The organism is Enterobacter sp. BNK-8 (assembly GCF_048685095.1).
Classification (GTDB): Bacteria; Pseudomonadota; Gammaproteobacteria; order Enterobacterales; family Enterobacteriaceae; genus Enterobacter; species Enterobacter quasiroggenkampii.
The window spans coordinates 1,147,119-1,163,843 of the sequence record NZ_JBLQTN010000001.1 but is presented as its reverse complement, the minus strand read 5'-3'; the positions used below and the strand labels follow the sequence as shown (position 1 = coordinate 1,163,843).

Here is a 16,725-nt window from a genome sequence, read left to right as displayed (position 1 = left end):
GTTGTAACATTGCGCTGCCCAACTTCTAATAACGTCACCTGCAAAGTACGCAATGGAAAAAACCCGTCAACAAGAGTTAACACGCTGGCTGAAACAGCAAAGCGTTCTTTCCCGCCGCTGGCTTACGATTTCCCGTCTTTTGGGTTTCGTCAGCGGTCTGTTGATTGTTGCCCAGGCATGGCTGCTGGCCCGCATTCTTAATCACATGATCATGGAGAACATTCCACGCGAAGCGCTCCTGCTGCCCTTTATTGTCCTGATCCTGATTTTTATCCTGCGCGCCTGGGTGGTGTGGCTGCGTGAGCGTGTCGGTTTTCACGCCGGACAGCACATCCGCTACGAGATCCGCCGTCAGGTGCTCGACAGGCTTCAGGAAGCCGGGCCCGCGTGGATCCAGGGTAAACCGGCCGGTAGCTGGGCGACGCTGATCCTTGAGCAGATTGACGATATGCATGACTACTACGCACGCTATCTGCCGCAGATGGCCCTTGCCGTCTTCGTTCCGCTGCTGATCGTGATCGCCATCTTCCCGGTGAACTGGATGGCGGCGCTGATTCTGATGGGCACCGCCCCGCTGATCCCGCTGTTTATGGCGCTGGTCGGCATGGGAGCTGCGGATGCCAACCGCCGTAACTTCCTCGCACTGGGTCGCTTAAGCGGTCATTTCCTCGATCGTCTGCGCGGCATGGAGACGTTACGCATTTTTGGCCGCGGTGAAGCGGAAACCGAAAATATTCGCCTGGCGTCACAGGACTTCCGTCAGCGCACCATGGAAGTACTACGCCTCGCCTTCCTGTCTTCAGGCGTTCTGGAATTCTTCACCTCGCTGTCGATTGCCCTTGTGGCGGTCTACTTCGGCTTCTCCTACCTCGGTGCGCTGGATTTCGGCCATTACGGCACGGCGGTGACCCTTTCCGCCGGTTTCCTGGCGCTGATCCTGGCGCCGGAATTTTTCCAGCCGCTTCGCGATCTGGGAACTTTCTATCACGCCAAAGCTCAGGCGGTTGGCGCCGCCGATAGCCTTAAAACGTTCCTGGAAACGCCGCTGGCCCACCCGGAGCGCGGTGACGTGACGCTGAATGCGAAAGATCCGGTGACCATTGAAGCGCAGGACTTTTCCATTCTGTCGCCCGAAGGCAAAGTGCTCGCCGGTCCGCTGAACTTTACCTTACCTGCCGGACAACGCGTGGTCCTTGTCGGCATCAGCGGTTCCGGGAAAAGTTCTCTGCTGAACGCGTTGTCCGGTTTTATGGCCTACACCGGTTCACTGCGGATCAACAAAACCGAACTGCGCAATCTCGACCCTGACGCCTGGCGTAAACAGCTCAGCTGGGTAGGCCAAAACCCACAGCTTCCCGCCGCTACGCTGCGCGAAAATGTACTTCTGGCGCGCCCGGACGCGCGTGAAGATGAACTGCAATCGGTTCTCGACCGCGCCTGGGTTAGCGAGTTTCTGCCGCTGCTGCCGCAAGGGGTGGATACCGTTGTCGGCGACCAGTCCGCCGGGCTGTCGGTCGGGCAGGCGCAGCGTGTAGCCGTTGCCCGCGCGCTGCTCAACCCATGCCAGTTGATGCTGCTGGACGAGCCTGCAGCCAGCCTTGACGCACACAGCGAGCAGCGCGTCATGGAAGCGCTTAACGCCGCCTCCCTGCAGCAAACCACACTAATGGTCACCCACCAGCTGGAAGGGATTGCCGACTGGGACCAGATCTGGGTCATGGAAAACGGCCGTATTGTTGAGCAAGGCGATTACGCCTCTCTCGTTGCCGCCCAGGGGCCATTTGCTACCCTGCTGGCGAACCGTCAGGAGGATATCTGATGCGCGCTCTGCTACCTTACCTGGCGCTCTATAAACGCCACAAATGGATGCTGACGCTGGGTATTGTGCTGGCTATTGTCACGCTGCTCGCCAGCATCGGCCTGCTCACGCTTTCCGGCTGGTTCCTGTCGGCCTCGGCCGTCGCGGGGTTCGCCGGTTTATACAGCTTCAACTACATGCTTCCGGCTGCCGGGGTTCGCGGTACCGCCATCACCCGTACTGCCGGACGCTATTTCGAACGGCTGGTCAGCCACGACGCCACTTTCCGCGTGCTGCAGCACCTGCGTATCTATACCTTTAGCAAACTGCTGCCCCTCTCCCCTGCCGGATTGGCGCGTTTTCGTCAGGGCGAGTTGCTTAACCGCGTGGTGGCGGATGTCGACACGCTGGATCACCTTTACCTGCGGGTGATTTCCCCGATCGTGGGCGCGTTTGTGGTGATTGTGGTGGTCACGCTGGGGCTGTCTGTTCTGGATGTCCCCGTTGCGCTGACGCTGGGTGGGATCATGCTGCTGACGCTTATCATTCTGCCGCCGCTGTTTTACCGCGCCGGGAAATCCACCGGGGAAAACCTGACGCGCCTGCGCGGGGACTACCGTCAGCAGCTGACCGCCTGGCTTCAGGGGCAGGCGGAGCTGACCATTTTTGGTGCCAGCAAGCGCTACCGCGCGCGGATGGAAAGCACGGAGCTGAACTGGCATGAAGCCCAGCGCCGCCAGTCGGAACTGACGGCCTTCTCTCAGGCGCTGATGATGCTGATCGGCGGCGTGGCGGTGATAGCCATGCTCTGGCTGGCATCCGGCGATATCGGGGGAAATACACAGCCGGGTCCGCTTATTGCCCTTTTCGTCTTCTGTGCGCTGGCCGCGTTTGAAGCGCTGGCCCCGGTGACGGGCGCCTTCCAGCATCTGGGGCAGGTCATCGCTTCTGCCCTGCGCATCACCCAGATTGCCGAGCAGAAACCTGAAGTCACGTTCAGTGCCGGGCAGACCGTGGTACCTGGGCAGGTTGCGCTGACGCTTGAAGATGTCACCTTCAGCTACGACAAACAGGCGCAGAACGCGCTGGACGGTATTACCCTTTCTGTTAATGCCGGTCAGCGGATTGCGATCCTCGGCCGTACCGGCTGCGGTAAATCGACGCTGCTTCAGCTGCTGACCCGCGCCTGGGATCCGCAGCGCGGCCAGATTCGTTTTAATAACACATCGCTGAATGATTTCAGCGAGCAGGCCCTGCGCAAAACGGTCAGCGTCGTTCCGCAGCGCGTGCATCTGTTCAGCGCCACCCTGCGCGATAACCTGCTGCTGGCAGCCCCAGAGGCCACGGATGATGCGCTTCGCGCCATGCTGGAACAGGTCGGTCTGCATAAGCTGCTTGAGGACGAGGGATTGAACAGCTGGCTGGGCGAAGGCGGTCGTCAACTCTCCGGCGGTGAACTGCGCCGCCTGGCGATTGCGCGCGCGCTGCTGCACGATGCGCCGCTGATGCTGCTTGACGAGCCCACCGAAGGGCTGGATGCCACGACCGAGAGCCAAATCCTTGATTTGCTGGCCAATGTCATGACCGGTAAAACCGTCCTGATGGTCACGCACCGCCTGCGTGGACTGTCGAGTTTTGATCGGATAATTGTGATGGACAACGGACACATTATTGAGCAAGGTAGTCACGCAGAGCTGTTGGCGAAACAGGGTCGCTACTACCAGTTTAAACAGCGTCTGTAGACTATATTTGTAGCGTCCTCACTCGCGTACTGGAGTTTTGCTGTCATGCGCCTGGTCCAGCTTTCTCGTCATAATATCGCGTTCCCTTCTCCGGAAGGGGCGCTGCGTGAGCCCAATGGGCTGCTGGCCCTTGGCGGTGACCTCAGCCCTGCGCGGCTATTGATGGCGTACCAGCGCGGAATCTTCCCCTGGTTTTCTCCCGGCGACCCCATTTTATGGTGGTCTCCCGATCCGCGTGCCGTGCTGTGGCCAGAGCAGTTTCACCTGAGCCGCAGCATGAAGCGTTTCCATGCGAAATCCCCCTACCGCGTCACCCTGAACCACGCCTTTGGACAGGTCATTGAAGGCTGTGCCGAAGACCGCTTTGAGGGAACATGGATTACCCGCGATATCATTACCGCCTACCACCAGCTTCATGAGCTTGGCTACGCTCATTCCATCGAGGTATGGGACGGTGGAGCACTCGTCGGCGGCATGTATGGCGTGGCGCAGGGGACGCTGTTTTGCGGCGAATCGATGTTCTCCCGCGCGGTGAATGCCTCGAAAACGGCGCTGCTGGTCTTCAGCCAGGCGTTTGCCCAGCGCGGTGGACGCCTGATCGATTGTCAGGTGCTTAACGAGCACACGGCTTCTCTCGGCGCCGTTGAGATCCCGAGACGCCAGTACATCGAGCATCTGGATGCCAGTCGTCAGGAGAAGCTCCCCCGCGACTTCTGGATACCGAGAACGCTCTTTATGCCCAATGCCTAAATGTTTTCCGCATATTTTTTGTGAGGGTGTTATAATTATGCCGCAGAGTAGCTTCTGCCTGTTGCCCCGCCGCCGTTTGGGACCCTCGCTTCAGATAACGTCCTGACGTTTATCCTGTTGTCTCCCCTTTACGAATGCGCTTCCTGTTCGGTTGTACCGTGACGCTTGGGCAATGCGCCGAAACTGTTTTGCTGCGTTTTAATCGCGCAATTCTTTACTTAATTGATGAATTTCGGCATTATCTTGCCGGTTCAAAACTTGGTAGTGATACCCCAGAGGATTAGATGGCCAAAGAAGACAATATTGAAATGCAGGGTACCGTACTTGATACGTTGCCTAATACCATGTTTCGCGTAGAGCTGGAAAACGGTCACGTGGTAACTGCGCACATCTCCGGTAAAATGCGCAAAAACTACATCCGCATTTTGACGGGCGACAAAGTGACTGTTGAACTGACCCCGTACGACCTGAGCAAAGGCCGCATTGTCTTCCGTAGTCGCTAATTGTTTTCGCCTGTAATGGCAGATGAATATTAAATAAGGCCGGGGTTTTCCCGGCTTTATTTTTTTGTGGTGCAGTTGATTATTTGAACAATTATTTGGGTTTTGTTTCTGCTTCAGGGCTGTCTGTTCGACAGTGCAGAGAGCAAGAAGTGTGAGGCCTTATTTTCTATTTTGCTGAGCTGCGTGTGCGGCAGTGCACTACTCCCGGAACTGTCGGTTAATTCGATTGAACTTCTAAGCTGCCTGTACGGCAGTGCACGCCGTCCGTGGCTTCATTCCCAGGTACTTTTCTTTCTAAGCTGCCTGTACGGCAGTGCACAAATTAACCGCTGCAGCGTTAATGTTTTCCACTTTCTAAGCTGCCTGTACGGCAGTGCACGCGATATCCTGCGTGACATTCGCGTGATTACCTTTCTAAGCTGCCTGTACGGCAGTGCACGGTTAAACATTGAGCGCTGGATATTTGTTGAATTTCTAAGCTGCCTGTACGGCAGTGCACGTTGACTTTGACCACGGGGTGGCGCTGGTGATTTTCTAAGCTGCCTGTACGGCAGTGCACGCTCTTGATAACCAAATATATCCTGGTCAACTTTTCTAAGCTGCCTGTACGGCAGTGCACATCGGCCACATCACCATATTTCCATCCGCCGGCTTTCTAAGCTGCCTGTACGGCAGTGCACTAACAGAGTATTCAGGAATCTTCAGGCCATAATTTTCTAAGCTGCCTGTACGGCAGTGCACTGATCCGGCGCTTCTACGAACTCCGCGCGCCATTTCTAAGCTGCCTGTACGGCAGCGCACATCCGCCGCATTAATGGTGTTAACGTCCTGGCTTTCTAAGCTGCCTGTACGGCAGCGCACTTCCCGCCCGGTGGCGGGGGTTGGGACGGCATTTTCTAAGCTGCCTGTACGGCAGCGCACGATAACAGATCGTGTGCTTGCCAGCTCTCCTGTTTCTAAGCTGCCTGTACGGCAGCGCACAAGCCGGTTTTATTCAGGCGCTACTCGATACAGTTTCTAAGCTGCCTGTACGGCAGCGCACCTTGCCAAAAAGAAGCGTGCCGGCAATGGGGTTTTCTAAGCTGCCTGTACGGCAGCGCACCGCCAGTAGCGAGGCCTTGACCTCTGGTGTCAGTTTCTAAGCTGCCTGTACGGCAGCGCACCGAGCTGCTGCGCATGGATGAACTGACTGCACTTTCTAAGCTGCCTGTACGGCAGCGCACCTATCACGCGACAGGTCATTACCCGGAATGGTTTTCTAAGCTGCCTGTACGGCAGCGCACTGAAATAATATCTCCACACCCTTATGATTTGCATACAAAAAAAGCTAAAAAACCTTCTCTAACCCTCTTTTTCATCCACCCAAAATAATCATTTAAAATCAATATATTACACAATCTCTAAAAATTAGGGTCAAAACACTTTTCTTCGCATTAACCACCCGCACAAAAAACGCCCATTCCACTCCCTCTGACAAATGACTATACTTGTCTATGACAAATGACATTACTCAGGAGGTTACATGAGAACATGGATCCCCGCACAGAAACCTGCTGATAACGCGCTTTGGCGTTACGCCGGTTTACCTGCCAACCGAGGTATGCGGTTGATTGAATTTCTCAATCAGGGATTACCCGTCAGCGTGCTCGACAACATCCACGAGTGGACGTCCATGTCGAAAGCGGACATTTTGCGTGTCACGGGTATCAACGAACGTAACGTAGCCCGCCGCAAAAGCGCGGGACGGACGTTAACGCCCGACGAGAGCGAACGCGTGGCCCGTTTCGTTCGGGTGCTGGATGCTGCCGTTGACTATTTTGGCAGTAAAGAAGAAGCATGGACCTGGCTGCAGGCACCAGTGCGCGGACTGGGGAACGTGGCGCCCGTCGACTTAATAGCGACGGAAACCGGTGCGCTGGAAGTCACCGATTTAATTGGCCGCCTGGAACACGGAGTGTTCGCATGATTTTTTATCGTCTGGTGACAGGCCGCTATGCCAGCGAAGCGTGGAGTGGAAGTGGCGCAAATCAGTATGGCGGACGGTGGAATCATAAAGGCCATCCAGCTGTATATGCCTCCACCTCCATCTCGCTGGCCTCACTGGAGATTTTGGTACATGTCAGAAAAGATACCGTGCTGAATCAGTACCAGCTTTTCAGCATTGATATCCCGGATGACCAGATAGATTACCTGGATAAAGCGTGGCTCCCTGAGGACTGGCAGGAAAATCCGGCGCCGGTATCGACAATGGATCTGGGAACCGGTTGGTTACAGGCTAACAGTGCCCTCGCGCTCATCTTACCTTCCTGTATCATTCCTTATGAAAACAATGCCATCCTTAACCCCTTACATCCGGCGTTCCACCCGGCGCTAAATTCAGTTCAGCAACTCCCCTTTGTTTTTGATACCCGCCTGACAGAAAAAACCGCACCCTGAACGCGGATGCGGTGATGCATATCAGAACCAGGGAACCGTCGCCGTCGCGCTAAGACCGTAGGTCGTAAACGTCCCCGCGACAGGCGAGGAGAGCAATTCTCCATGACAAATAAAGAGTTTAAACGTCTGGCCCGTAGAAAGGCTGCGCAAGTTTAGCCAGGGTAGATCCGACCTTGTCTCCTGCATCGTCAGAAGACGTTGTTGCGCCTCCTCCTCTGTCAACCATCCTTTTTTCACCGAACGTCGCATAAGCCGATGCGCGCTGCTTTTAACCTGAACGCGACTCACGCAGCGCCATTGATTAACGGCAGGTACAGGCTGTATTCCCGAGGACAAGCAATAGTCACTTAATCCTTTTCGCCAGGACAATGCTTCAAGATCGCTTAATGCCTGATGATGACCGTGTACGCGTAATACGGGGCCAGGCTTAAGGCCATATGCCGGGAAGCTGATCCCAATATCCCCCTGCCCTCGTTGTCCCAGCGCGCGGTGCAGTTTGGCCACCAGCGCAGCCATCAGCATCTCCTCGCTGAACTCCGGATCAGGCAGAACGCGGATCTCAAGATAGTGATCCATAGCCACTCCTTAGTCGCCCTTCTCACCGAAAACGCCACCGCGGATCAGAACAGCCATGACGTAATGCTGCTGCTCGATCTCAGGTTTCAGTCCTTTCGTCACCCAGTTATCCAGTAAGGTGTAGAAGTCCATTTTCTCTTTCGGTTGACGACAAGCCACACCGCGACTGGTGACTGAGCCGTACGGCTCAACGGCGATAGCGCCCAGCGCATCTACCTGAGGATGCCAGGTATCGATAGTTCGAATGGCATTCCCGATTTTCTGCGAATGCATGCCCGCAACACTGTCTACCTGATACAACAGACGGCTCTTGCTGCTGTTGCTGTCCAGAACCAGCTCCTGCGACGGGAAGATCTCCTGCCCGGCACCGAGCAGCACCTGCGCTTCGACGTTCAACAGCACAAAACCTTCACCGCTAAGTCCTTTTTCGATTTCCTGCGCCAGCGCGTTTAGGCTCTCGTCGCTGGCTGTAAAATCTCGCAGCGCATAATTGTATGCATCAAACGTCCACGACTTACTGCCCGTCACGTTCACGATGATTTTTTCAGCACCGACGCGGTTGCGCCATAAAAAACGGCCGTTCGCCAGGTTAGTTGCGTAACGGCGCGCCAGTTCGGCAAAACCGTGTTCATTGATGTAGCCATCGATAACCTGCTGAAGTTCATCCTGATACGCGCGGTCATTACACACAGAAGGCGTCGACAGGTTTCCCAGCACGCGCAGGGTAAATTTCACCTTCAGGGTATCTGCATCGGCAGGCAGCGCCGCCACATCCACACGCTGCAGGTTCGCTTTCTGGATCTCAGCATCCAGTTTTGCCGGATCGTTGGTTAGCGCGTTTTTCAGACGGTTAGAAATGGTGCCACGCACCGCTTTTTCCTGGATGCGGATCGGTTGCCACTGCTTGCCCTCCCAGCTTCCGGAATACATCACCGCATCCGAGGTTGCCAGCTTACGTTCAAATGCCAGTACAGATGCCGTTTTAACGGCAGTTGGAGCCTTTGCCATAGATAAGTCCTTTTTAATTAAGATGTTCAGTTGTCACCGGCGCGCCCGCGCCCTGACAGTAGTAGCCTGTTTCTGTCGTGCGATAACGCCAGAAAATCTCTTCCAGTGACCGAATCCGGTGCAGACCGCACCACTCGCCCACGCCATACACCGCTTCGGTAAATGCAAAGGGCGTTTCTGCATCGCGTGCGTTTGCCACGATGCCCGGCGCGTAGAGTTCAGAGATGCGCTGATAGCCCGTCATCAACGGCACCAGATAACCGGGGTTAGGTTTGGGAACAACGTGCCAGTTGGCCGGTTCGCCTTCCTGGATATTGCTATCCTCTGGCGTTTCTGCCTGTATTTTTAGCGCGGCAAAATCCAGCCAGGCGTCGAGAAGCGTTGCATCCGGGTTATGTTCAAGCAGAGTCTTATGATGCTCGCCCAGCCAGTTGCTGCGATCCCGCAAGGCAAAGCCCGGCATCAGTTGCCACTTTAATCGGCCCATCTCCTGACCGCTGGCAGGCATCGCCATAACCGAAATGTCCTGGATATTGACGATGATTCCCCCCGCCAGTCGGAGCGTCGGACATACCTGCCTGAGATGCTCGGCAAGGTCGCGCTGACCGTATTCGCCATTTGGAATTTCCCCGTGACACTCCAGCAGCAGTGAAACCGTCATGTGCATGCGCCCCTCTTCGTTAAAGGAGGCCGTTTTCGCTTCCCGTGTGAGCGGGTTGCGGGTCAGGGCAAATTGATAATCGCGGCCAGAGGTATGCGCGTGGATCTGGTGTTCGTGACTGACGACAGCACAGCCATCAATGCGCAGCCCGTGCGTTTCCTTCAACCTGCGGGACAGCACATGGGTAAATCCCAGGAAATGGGTAATGGCGGGGAAACCGTAAGTCAGGCCAGCAATTGCGTTGGCGTTTTCGACGCTGATATGGTGAAGCAGGATCAAGGAACTCATTTCAGCGCCTCCCGGATAATTTTTTCCATCTCACGTAAGTTGCTGCGTAAACGTTCACGGGTTTGCCATTCACGCTGTTCCACATACCCCACATCCTTCAATGCCTTGCTCAGGCGCCCGTTAAGCCACAGGGCAAAATCTGTCGCGACGCTTACCTGCCAGTCGTCTTTATCCCGCTCGAGACGAAAAGCCTCATCGGTTTTGGTGCGCCAGGGATCGAGCCAGAGTTGTTGATGACTGACTAGTCGTTCGCACGAGAGCGTCCAGTTTTGCCACGTATCACGCTGTAGTTCCGATGCGACCACAAAGAGCAGATCGATAAGCGCATCAATGTATTCATCACGCGCTTCGCGAATACGGACGTTGGTGTAATCACCGGTTCTGGTCAATAAAGACACAAGCAATTGAACAGTGCTGTTTGCACGCCGATCAAACTGACCACCTGAAGTGAAAATAGAACGTAACTTCGTCGGCGGCTTTTCTGTTTTTTTCCACTGCGGAGGCTGACAGGAAAGCAGCCAGCTACGCCCCCCGCGCACGCTGTTGAGATAGGAAATGTTTTGCGGTTTGGTGCCACCAAAGTGTATTTCCGCTGAATCCGGGAAAAGCGTCAGCGGAGTGGGATGCCAGGTTTTTTCCCGGCGTGCTTTCCAGATAGCTTTAACATCGTCGCCAAAACGGAAGGCAATCATTTTCTGATGCATGGCGTGAACAAGCGAGGTGGCAAATAACGGGCTCAACAGATGGTAATTTTCACCTACCGGGAAATACCCCTGTTTAGCCAACTTGTGCGAAGCGGGTTCGCCGGGCGTTAACGCACGGGAAAAACCCGCAATCCATTCACGCCGTTGGTTCGCCTCATCGGTAAAAGCGGCCAGCGCAGCGTGATCACCACGTTTCAGGCTCGCCAGTAGAGAATCACCACCGTTAACCCGTGTTTGCAGCAATTTCGCAACGTCCAGCGCAGCAGCGTTTCCCACGGCATCCGGTTCCAGACCTGACAACGCAGCGGTGCAGAGATACCCTTCCTGCGCCACTGCCTCGCTGTAAATACTGCTACTTTTTGAATCCCCGTGGGTAAATTTCGCCGCATGCGTCACAAGGTTAATTTGTCCGGCTCGCTTCGCGGCATCCGTCAGCCAGGCTTTCGGTTCATAGCGAAGCTCCAGATCCCGCCGTTCTGCCGCAATCGTCGCGCTCTCTTCAGCGCTACGCTTTGCGGCCTCTTTATCAAATGCTTCCAGCTTTGTTTGCCGTCGTCCGGCAATATAAGTTGAAAGAAATGAGACTAAATCTCCTTCCTTCATAATCCACCTTAATATTAAGCCTTTCCCATAACTCTTATTTATATATGTTAAAAAAACATAATTAATATAAATTCCCTGAGTACATGAAAAGTATAATCATAAACGCATATAATAAAATCCCATTAATTATCATCAGCATGAATATTCCATTTACTTTACCAAAGGTAAAATACTCTATTTCATGCCTTCCATCCACACCTATATAAAATCACTGACATCATTAAGCTGCATTAATTTGTTATAAATAAAAATATGAATATAATGCCTACCACTGTCGATTAGACAGCTTAGAAATATATAAAATCTCCATGAATCACACTTCACTGCTGTACAAGCAGCTCGCGCCCTCTTTCAGAGGGCGCGAAACACACCTAGCATCGGGTGATACAGCCATTGCTCTGTCTCCTCCTGCCTGCTGATTCTCAATGTGATTTCGCCATACCGTCGCGATACCGCGGCCAGCTCCATCTGTCTTGCCTCGGCCAGCGCCTGTAATACCTCGCCATACTCAATCGCCATCCACGGTTCTATGCCACGAGCCATCGATAAGGTCTTCTCGCAAAACCGTCCCGCAGGCTTTAACACTCCGTTTTCCTGCATCAGGCAAAACTCAGGTTGATCACCTTCCTCTTCCATACTCAAAAAGAAAGTGTCCTGCGGCGACGAGCGGCGAAACGGTGTACGTCTCTGAAGCTCGCCGTTCCACGTCAGCGGCAGCCGCCACCACGAGGCGGCAACTGCATCTGTGCCCAACTCTGCGCCCAACAACGCGGCGCGCAAGCGAGCATGCTCCAGCTCTGCCAGCGCATTGCCGGGAAAATTTTCAACGATGCGCGGGATCGCATTCAGAGTGCGATAGCTCTCTTCGCTGAGCAGCTCCCGGAGATCGTGGTGAGGCAGAAGGTGATGCTCGGTTTCAAAACCGGGTCGGCAGTAGGCGATCTTTTCTCCGCGAAGCGCGCGAACGTTACGTTCCAGAATCACCAGATTTTCGTTGTCAGGAACGATCTGACGATGGCGCTGAATACGCCCCGCAAACTGAATAAGCGAACGCATTGAACTCGGCTCAATAATCCCCCAGTCGGCATCAAAATCGCGCCCGACCTCCAGAACAGAGGTCCCCAGCACGACAAAGAGGTGATGTTGTTCCGGTGACATCAGCGCCTGCTTAACGTCAGGCAACTGCCAGACCTGCTCCGGTTCGTGTCGCGTGAACACCGCGTCGAGACGTTTTTCAATGGCCGCCCGCACCGCCAGCGGGTGCTGGCTGTGGTACACGCAATAATGAATACGATGGTTGTCCGGGGATGGTAATGCCATCAGCGCCTGCGCGACGGCAACCAGCGGATTGATATTGGCCATCCTCACCAGACCAAACGACACGGTTTTGCCGCTTTTGTGCGTGCTGCGATGATCGCCGTGCAGCGCGATCATTTGCTGGTGAAACGTCTGTGCCAGCGCAGAGACAACATCGGCATTACGGCAAGATTGCGGTATTACTGCGGCCAACTTACCCAGACGAAGCCGGGGTTGGTCTGGCAGACGTTTAATCCGCTGCCTGACAAAATCGTCATGTGCCTGACGAAATTGAGCATCGTCGGCCACATCCTGCGACTGCGCGCCATACTCATCAAACCAGGCGCAGCAGATACTCGTCAGTCTGTCCGACTGGCCGGACGCCGTATGCCAGGCTTTGCGCCCTTCCCGATAGGCTTCAAACAGCGCTTCCGTTAAGGCGGGGGGTAATGTTGCAGAGGAAAGCAGCACGCGCGAGCCGAGCATTCCCGCCCAGTTAACCAGCCTACAAAGGGCGTGCAAATCATCAACGTCAAAATCGTCAGGCTCATCAAGCACCAGATCGCTGGTCAGCAGGCGCAGCATGGCAGGGATCTGCCTGCCGCCGCGCACGCCTTCCGTTGCCGGCATCAGATGATCGATAGTTGTCACCAGCACCGGGGCACTGACCAGACGATTGAGCATCGGTTCTTTCGCCAGCCACTGCTGCGCGATACCGCTACTGGTGGCACCTTCGTAATGCACGTAATGGTGGCTGGCGAAGAATGTTTCGTCGCTGGCGCTGTTGGTATCTTCAGCATCATTGCCCTGATACAGTTCCTTCACTGCCGCAGCACCGGTCACCACGGCCAGCGTGTCGTCATCCAGCCCCAGGCGCGACTGCAGAGCCTGACCCGTCTGCAGCGTCAGCGTGCGTAACCCCAGCGTGACGCTGAAACGGCACCCTTCCTGCTCATCCGCCAGAGCGTACATAATTCGGGCATTGGCAAAGGTTTTACCGCATCCGGTCGAGGCCATATTGATGCCGAAGAAGCCTTGCCCGGCACTCTTCTCGCGCAGAGAAGACGCCACGTCCCACGCCTTGTTTTGCCAGTGAAAACGCGGATCTTTCGCCCTCTCCCGAAACGTTTTATGCCGGGCGATGGCGGGCAATGAACGGCGCAACGCCGGAAGAGAACGTCCCATCAACAGCGCCTGATGGGCGACACCGACATTGTGCTCATCCAGTTTTTGCTTAAGCAGCCCGGACTGGCGGTCGCTGTTGGCCCAGCACGGGACGGCATCATCCTGCCAGGCTAAATACGCGGGTTGTGAGGAGTAAACGTGATCGGCCAGCATCAGCGACAGGCGGGCGAGATGGAGGGTGAAAAGATTATCCAGCGATCCCGCGTGAAGTAGCGCGGGCAGGTTCCGGATGCGTTTACCAATCTGGCGGGCCTTCTCGCGCCAGGTTTGACTTCTTAGCGGTGTGCCGTGGGGGAATTTCCAGACATTTTTAAAATCACGCTCTTTCCACTGATGTTTTTCATTGGATTTATGATTAAGCGCGTTCCAGTCTGCATTTAGCTGCCGCTCAAGCCAGCCTTCGCTGTACAGTAACGAGGATTTTGCCGGGTACGGTTGAGGTAAACGATGGTGCGATAGTATTAGCCACGCCACCACCCTGGCGACAGGGGGCAATTTTTCGAGTGGGCTATTGCTCCACTCTACCCTGTCCATCTTCAACACTTTCAGCATGCACTTTTCATCAGCGGCTTTAAGCTGTGTCAACGATGCCAGCCACTGCGCATCCGTTTGCTCTCCCACAAACGCCTCGAACAGACGAACCGAGATCCACTCATGTCGATACGGCTGGCAAACGTGCTGACTTTCTCCCTTAAGCGTTTGCTGGAAGCACATCCCCGCTTTGCCAAAATCATGAAACAGCCCGGCGATCGCCGCCAGCAAGGCGATGCTTTCCGCACTTTGCCAGCGGTATTCCCCGTCGTTGCGGATAATTTGCAGCATCGTGCGATTCGTAGGCACGCGCCCTTGCGCGTTAAAGCGACGCAAATTCCCGACTATCCACAACAGCTCGCTTTGACCGTTTTTTTTCAGCCAGTGGCAGGCCACAGCGGTATTACGGCGTGCCGTTTTACGCAGCAGCTTGCGCAGCGTGTTAACGCCTTCCATCGTTATCGTCGTCTGCCACGCGGCATCCCCAGTACGTTCAGCAAACTGATCGATAATCTGACAGCTTTGCTCGCGCGCGCGTTTGGTACACCGGGAGATAATCAGCACATTCATTTTGCGACGCCAGCCAGCGATTGCGAGATGTCCTGCAAGGTGGTGATCATCACATCCAGCGCATCAGACTGTTGAAACGCGTTGATGCAGCGCTGACGAAACTGTTGATTATCCTCACCCTCCATAGCCGCAATAAACGCCTGCGGCATAACGAGTGCGTCTTTGATTAGATCGGCAATATCAAAAACCAGCCCGCCGCGCCGGGTTTTACCGTGCATGACCGCCAGACCGTGAGGAATGCCCGTTACCCAAGCCGCGACGGCCGCCAGCCCATAGGCCAGATAGTTACCCTGATCGAGAAAACGGTTCGCCATATCAGCCCCACCACCGCGTTTGGCGCGGGTAAAGCTGCCATAACCCAGCGTCTGACTGGTCAGTTTGTAGAGCGATTTTGTGAGCTGTGCTTCCTGGAGCATCAGTGAGGTGTGATCCTGTGCGTTTTCCATGCCCGTTCTGGCCCGCTCCAGGATAGTCTCCAGCGCGACCTTATCAGGCTGAAAAAGTGTTTCCCGATGCATCCGCAGCCTCTCCCACTGTTTTTCAATTTGCTGTAAACGGACAAACTGAAAATGCTTTGCCGCCTGCAGACGTTTTTCTTCATCAAACCAGAATGAGACCCAGTTTTGTAAATATGCGGTCGGGCGGTATTCGCTTTGCGGGCTGAGCCATGAGACGTCAATGTCCACCTCGTTCGCAGAATAAAGCGGCGTGCCATCCGTTCCACAGAAACCGACCATCACACCAGCCCGGGCAAACTCCCGCATTGCCATTTGCGTAACGGATGTTCCCATTCCCAGCATCACTGCCGTGGTATTCGCGATGGGAATATTCCAGTAAAACGACTCCCTGCCTTCCTGGGTGACATATTCAACACGCCCACCATTTACCTGGATGCGACATTTTTCCAGATAATAAATGTTGGCGCGTTTCGAATGCAGGATAGTTTTTAAATCTGTTGGGGTAATGCTGTTTGCAGGCATAGCAACGGCTTTTACTTCAAGGTGTTGAATGCGGGTATGTTATCGAAGATAAGATGAAAACAAATGTGACGAGTATCAAATGAACAGTAATTACCGTGATAATAAAACTGAAGATCACTTTTCCATTTAATGCATTATTTTTACCAAAAATATATTGGTCAGAATATAATTAGTGTGTGAATGGATTTTTTATTTATTGTGAAAAATAAAGAGTGCAGGTTTGATGGCATTAAGGTTTAAATAGGTAGAGTGAATGTTTCATAGGGTTGGTTTTAGGTGTGCTGCCTGTACGGCAGTGAACGAAGGCGCATCAGCAAGAAGCTAAACGCCATGTTTCTAAGCTGCCTGTACGGCAGTGAACCATAATGGACGTTGCACGCCCTGGCGGATCAATTTCTAAGCTGCCTGTACGGCAGTGAACCGAAAGCAGCGCTAAATGACCGCAGCCAGCCATTTCTAAGCTGCCTGTACGGCAGTGAACGCCGTTGTAACATCCACGCCCGATGCGTAGATTTTCTAAGCTGCCTGTACGGCAGTGAACGTTAGCGGGAGATCTCCTCGCGTGCGGCCGCTTTTCTAAGCTGCCTGTACGGCAGTGAACGCCTTTGACCGCCTGCTGCGGCGGGCGGCAAATTTCTAAGCTGCCTGTACGGCAGTGAACGTCAGGTTATCACCTGCGGCATAGCCGCTTCCTTTCTAAGCTGCCTGTACGGCAGTGAACTTTTCAGGCGTGACTGAATACACGCCCGGCAATTTCTAAGCTGCCTGTACGGCAGTGAACGCTTCGAGCCCACTTTTGATGTGCAAGTGATATTTCTAAGCTGCCTGTACGGCAGTGAACCTTACACGTTTTGTTTTTCAGTTCATCGAGCTTTTCTAAGCTGCCTGTACGGCAGTGAACGATACGGTTTGCAGCAGACAGGTAGCGCAGCATTTCTAAGCTGCCTGTACGGCAGTGAACTATTGGCCTCTTGAAATGAAAAAACCCGCCGATTTCTAAGCTGCCTGTACGGCAGTGAACGAGTTCGCTGTGTATTCATGTATGAGGCGTGGTTTCTAAGCTGCCTGTACGGCAGTGAACCGATATCATCGGC

Annotated in this window: 12 protein-coding genes and 2 CRISPR repeat arrays (1 of these 14 cut by a window edge); of the genes, 6 read left to right on the top strand and 6 right to left on the bottom strand. The window is 54.4% G+C overall.

All coding sequences use genetic code 11. The annotated features are described in order from the left end of the window. The first annotated feature begins 52 nt into the window (after positions 1–52). The 6 genes from cydD (at position 53) to ACMGGU_RS05550 (ending at position 7,229) form a co-directional block, all read left to right on the top strand. Positions 53–1,819: a heme ABC transporter permease/ATP-binding protein CydD gene (gene cydD, locus ACMGGU_RS05575; RefSeq protein ID WP_048027181.1), complete on the top strand. Its 1,767-nt coding sequence runs from the start codon at positions 53–55 to the stop codon at positions 1,817–1,819. Then, positions 1,819–3,540 (top strand): heme ABC transporter ATP-binding protein/permease CydC, encoded by a 1,722-nt coding sequence (cydC, locus tag ACMGGU_RS05570; RefSeq protein ID WP_420300320.1) that lies wholly within the window; start codon positions 1,819–1,821, stop codon positions 3,538–3,540. Before cydD ends, cydC begins: the two co-directional genes overlap by 1 nt. 45 nt (positions 3,541–3,585) lie before the next feature. Next, positions 3,586–4,290 carry a leucyl/phenylalanyl-tRNA--protein transferase gene (gene aat, locus ACMGGU_RS05565; protein ID WP_045908398.1) on the top strand — a complete coding sequence of 235 codons (705 nt, stop codon included), beginning with the start codon at positions 3,586–3,588 and terminating at the stop codon, positions 4,288–4,290. A gap of 284 nt (positions 4,291–4,574) precedes the next feature. After that, on the top strand, positions 4,575–4,793 hold the full coding sequence (gene infA, locus ACMGGU_RS05560; protein WP_002211347.1) for a translation initiation factor IF-1: 219 nt from the start codon (positions 4,575–4,577) through the stop codon (positions 4,791–4,793). A 171-nt stretch (positions 4,794–4,964) separates the two neighbouring features. Continuing rightward, positions 4,965–6,076: direct repeats of the CRISPR family, unit length 28 nt; unit sequence TTTCTAAGCTGCCTGTACGGCAGCGCAC. A 239-nt stretch (positions 6,077–6,315) separates the two neighbouring features. Continuing rightward, entirely contained in the window at positions 6,316–6,759 is a 444-nt protein-coding gene (parS, locus tag ACMGGU_RS05555; RefSeq protein ID WP_023327017.1) for an antitoxin Xre/MbcA/ParS toxin-binding domain-containing protein, read from the top strand. Further along, positions 6,756–7,229 carry an RES family NAD+ phosphorylase gene (locus ACMGGU_RS05550; protein ID WP_252073600.1) on the top strand — a complete coding sequence of 158 codons (474 nt, stop codon included), beginning with the start codon at positions 6,756–6,758 and terminating at the stop codon, positions 7,227–7,229. The genes parS and ACMGGU_RS05550 overlap by 4 nt, the downstream gene beginning before the upstream one ends. 21 nt (positions 7,230–7,250) lie before the next feature. Here the strand turns inward: ACMGGU_RS05550 and cas6f are convergent, their stop codons facing one another. The 6 genes from cas6f to cas1f form a co-directional block, all read right to left on the bottom strand. Beyond that, positions 7,251–7,805, bottom strand: coding sequence for a type I-F CRISPR-associated endoribonuclease Cas6/Csy4 (cas6f, locus tag ACMGGU_RS05545; protein WP_262790420.1), 555 nt, complete (start codon positions 7,803–7,805; stop codon positions 7,251–7,253). 9 nt (positions 7,806–7,814) lie between these two features. Beyond that, positions 7,815–8,813 carry a type I-F CRISPR-associated protein Csy3 gene (gene csy3 / locus ACMGGU_RS05540; protein WP_406915405.1) on the bottom strand — a complete coding sequence of 333 codons (999 nt, stop codon included), beginning with the start codon at positions 8,811–8,813 and terminating at the stop codon, positions 7,815–7,817. 13 nt (positions 8,814–8,826) lie between these two features. After that, a complete protein-coding gene (gene csy2 / locus ACMGGU_RS05535; RefSeq protein ID WP_223540214.1) occupies positions 8,827–9,762 on the bottom strand; it encodes a type I-F CRISPR-associated protein Csy2 in 936 nt (311 codons plus the stop codon). Next, positions 9,759–11,069: a type I-F CRISPR-associated protein Csy1 gene (gene csy1, locus ACMGGU_RS05530; RefSeq protein WP_420300319.1), complete on the bottom strand. Its 1,311-nt coding sequence runs from the start codon at positions 11,067–11,069 to the stop codon at positions 9,759–9,761. Before csy1 ends, csy2 begins: the two co-directional genes overlap by 4 nt. 351 nt (positions 11,070–11,420) lie before the next feature. Beyond that, entirely contained in the window at positions 11,421–14,651 is a 3,231-nt protein-coding gene (cas3f, locus tag ACMGGU_RS05525) for a type I-F CRISPR-associated helicase Cas3f (RefSeq protein WP_420300318.1), read from the bottom strand. After that, a complete protein-coding gene (cas1f, locus tag ACMGGU_RS05520; RefSeq protein ID WP_420300317.1) occupies positions 14,648–15,631 on the bottom strand; it encodes a type I-F CRISPR-associated endonuclease Cas1f in 984 nt (327 codons plus the stop codon). The genes cas3f and cas1f overlap by 4 nt, the downstream gene beginning before the upstream one ends. A 273-nt stretch (positions 15,632–15,904) precedes the next feature. Then, positions 15,905–16,725: a CRISPR direct-repeat array (repeat unit 28 nt; unit sequence TTTCTAAGCTGCCTGTACGGCAGTGAAC); it runs 288 nt beyond the window's last position.

Bases quoted from the DNA above. Each gene is read 5' to 3' on its own strand.
- cydD (WP_048027181.1), top strand. From the start codon at position 53: ATGGAAAAAACCCGTCAACAAGAGTTAACACGCTGGCTGAAACAGCAA.
- cydC (WP_420300320.1), top strand. From the start codon at position 1,819: ATGCGCGCTCTGCTACCTTACCTGGCGCTCTATAAACGCCACAAATGG.
- aat (WP_045908398.1), top strand. From the start codon at position 3,586: ATGCGCCTGGTCCAGCTTTCTCGTCATAATATCGCGTTCCCTTCTCCG.
- infA (WP_002211347.1), top strand. From the start codon at position 4,575: ATGGCCAAAGAAGACAATATTGAAATGCAGGGTACCGTACTTGATACG.
- parS (WP_023327017.1), top strand. From the start codon at position 6,316: ATGAGAACATGGATCCCCGCACAGAAACCTGCTGATAACGCGCTTTGG.
- ACMGGU_RS05550 (WP_252073600.1), top strand. From the start codon at position 6,756: ATGATTTTTTATCGTCTGGTGACAGGCCGCTATGCCAGCGAAGCGTGG.
- cas6f (WP_262790420.1), bottom strand. From the start codon at position 7,805: ATGGATCACTATCTTGAGATCCGCGTTCTGCCTGATCCGGAGTTCAGC.
- csy3 (WP_406915405.1), bottom strand. From the start codon at position 8,813: ATGGCAAAGGCTCCAACTGCCGTTAAAACGGCATCTGTACTGGCATTT.
- csy2 (WP_223540214.1), bottom strand. From the start codon at position 9,762: ATGAGTTCCTTGATCCTGCTTCACCATATCAGCGTCGAAAACGCCAAC.
- csy1 (WP_420300319.1), bottom strand. From the start codon at position 11,069: ATGAAGGAAGGAGATTTAGTCTCATTTCTTTCAACTTATATTGCCGGA.
- cas3f (WP_420300318.1), bottom strand. From the start codon at position 14,651: ATGAATGTGCTGATTATCTCCCGGTGTACCAAACGCGCGCGCGAGCAA.
- cas1f (WP_420300317.1), bottom strand. From the start codon at position 15,631: ATGCCTGCAAACAGCATTACCCCAACAGATTTAAAAACTATCCTGCAT.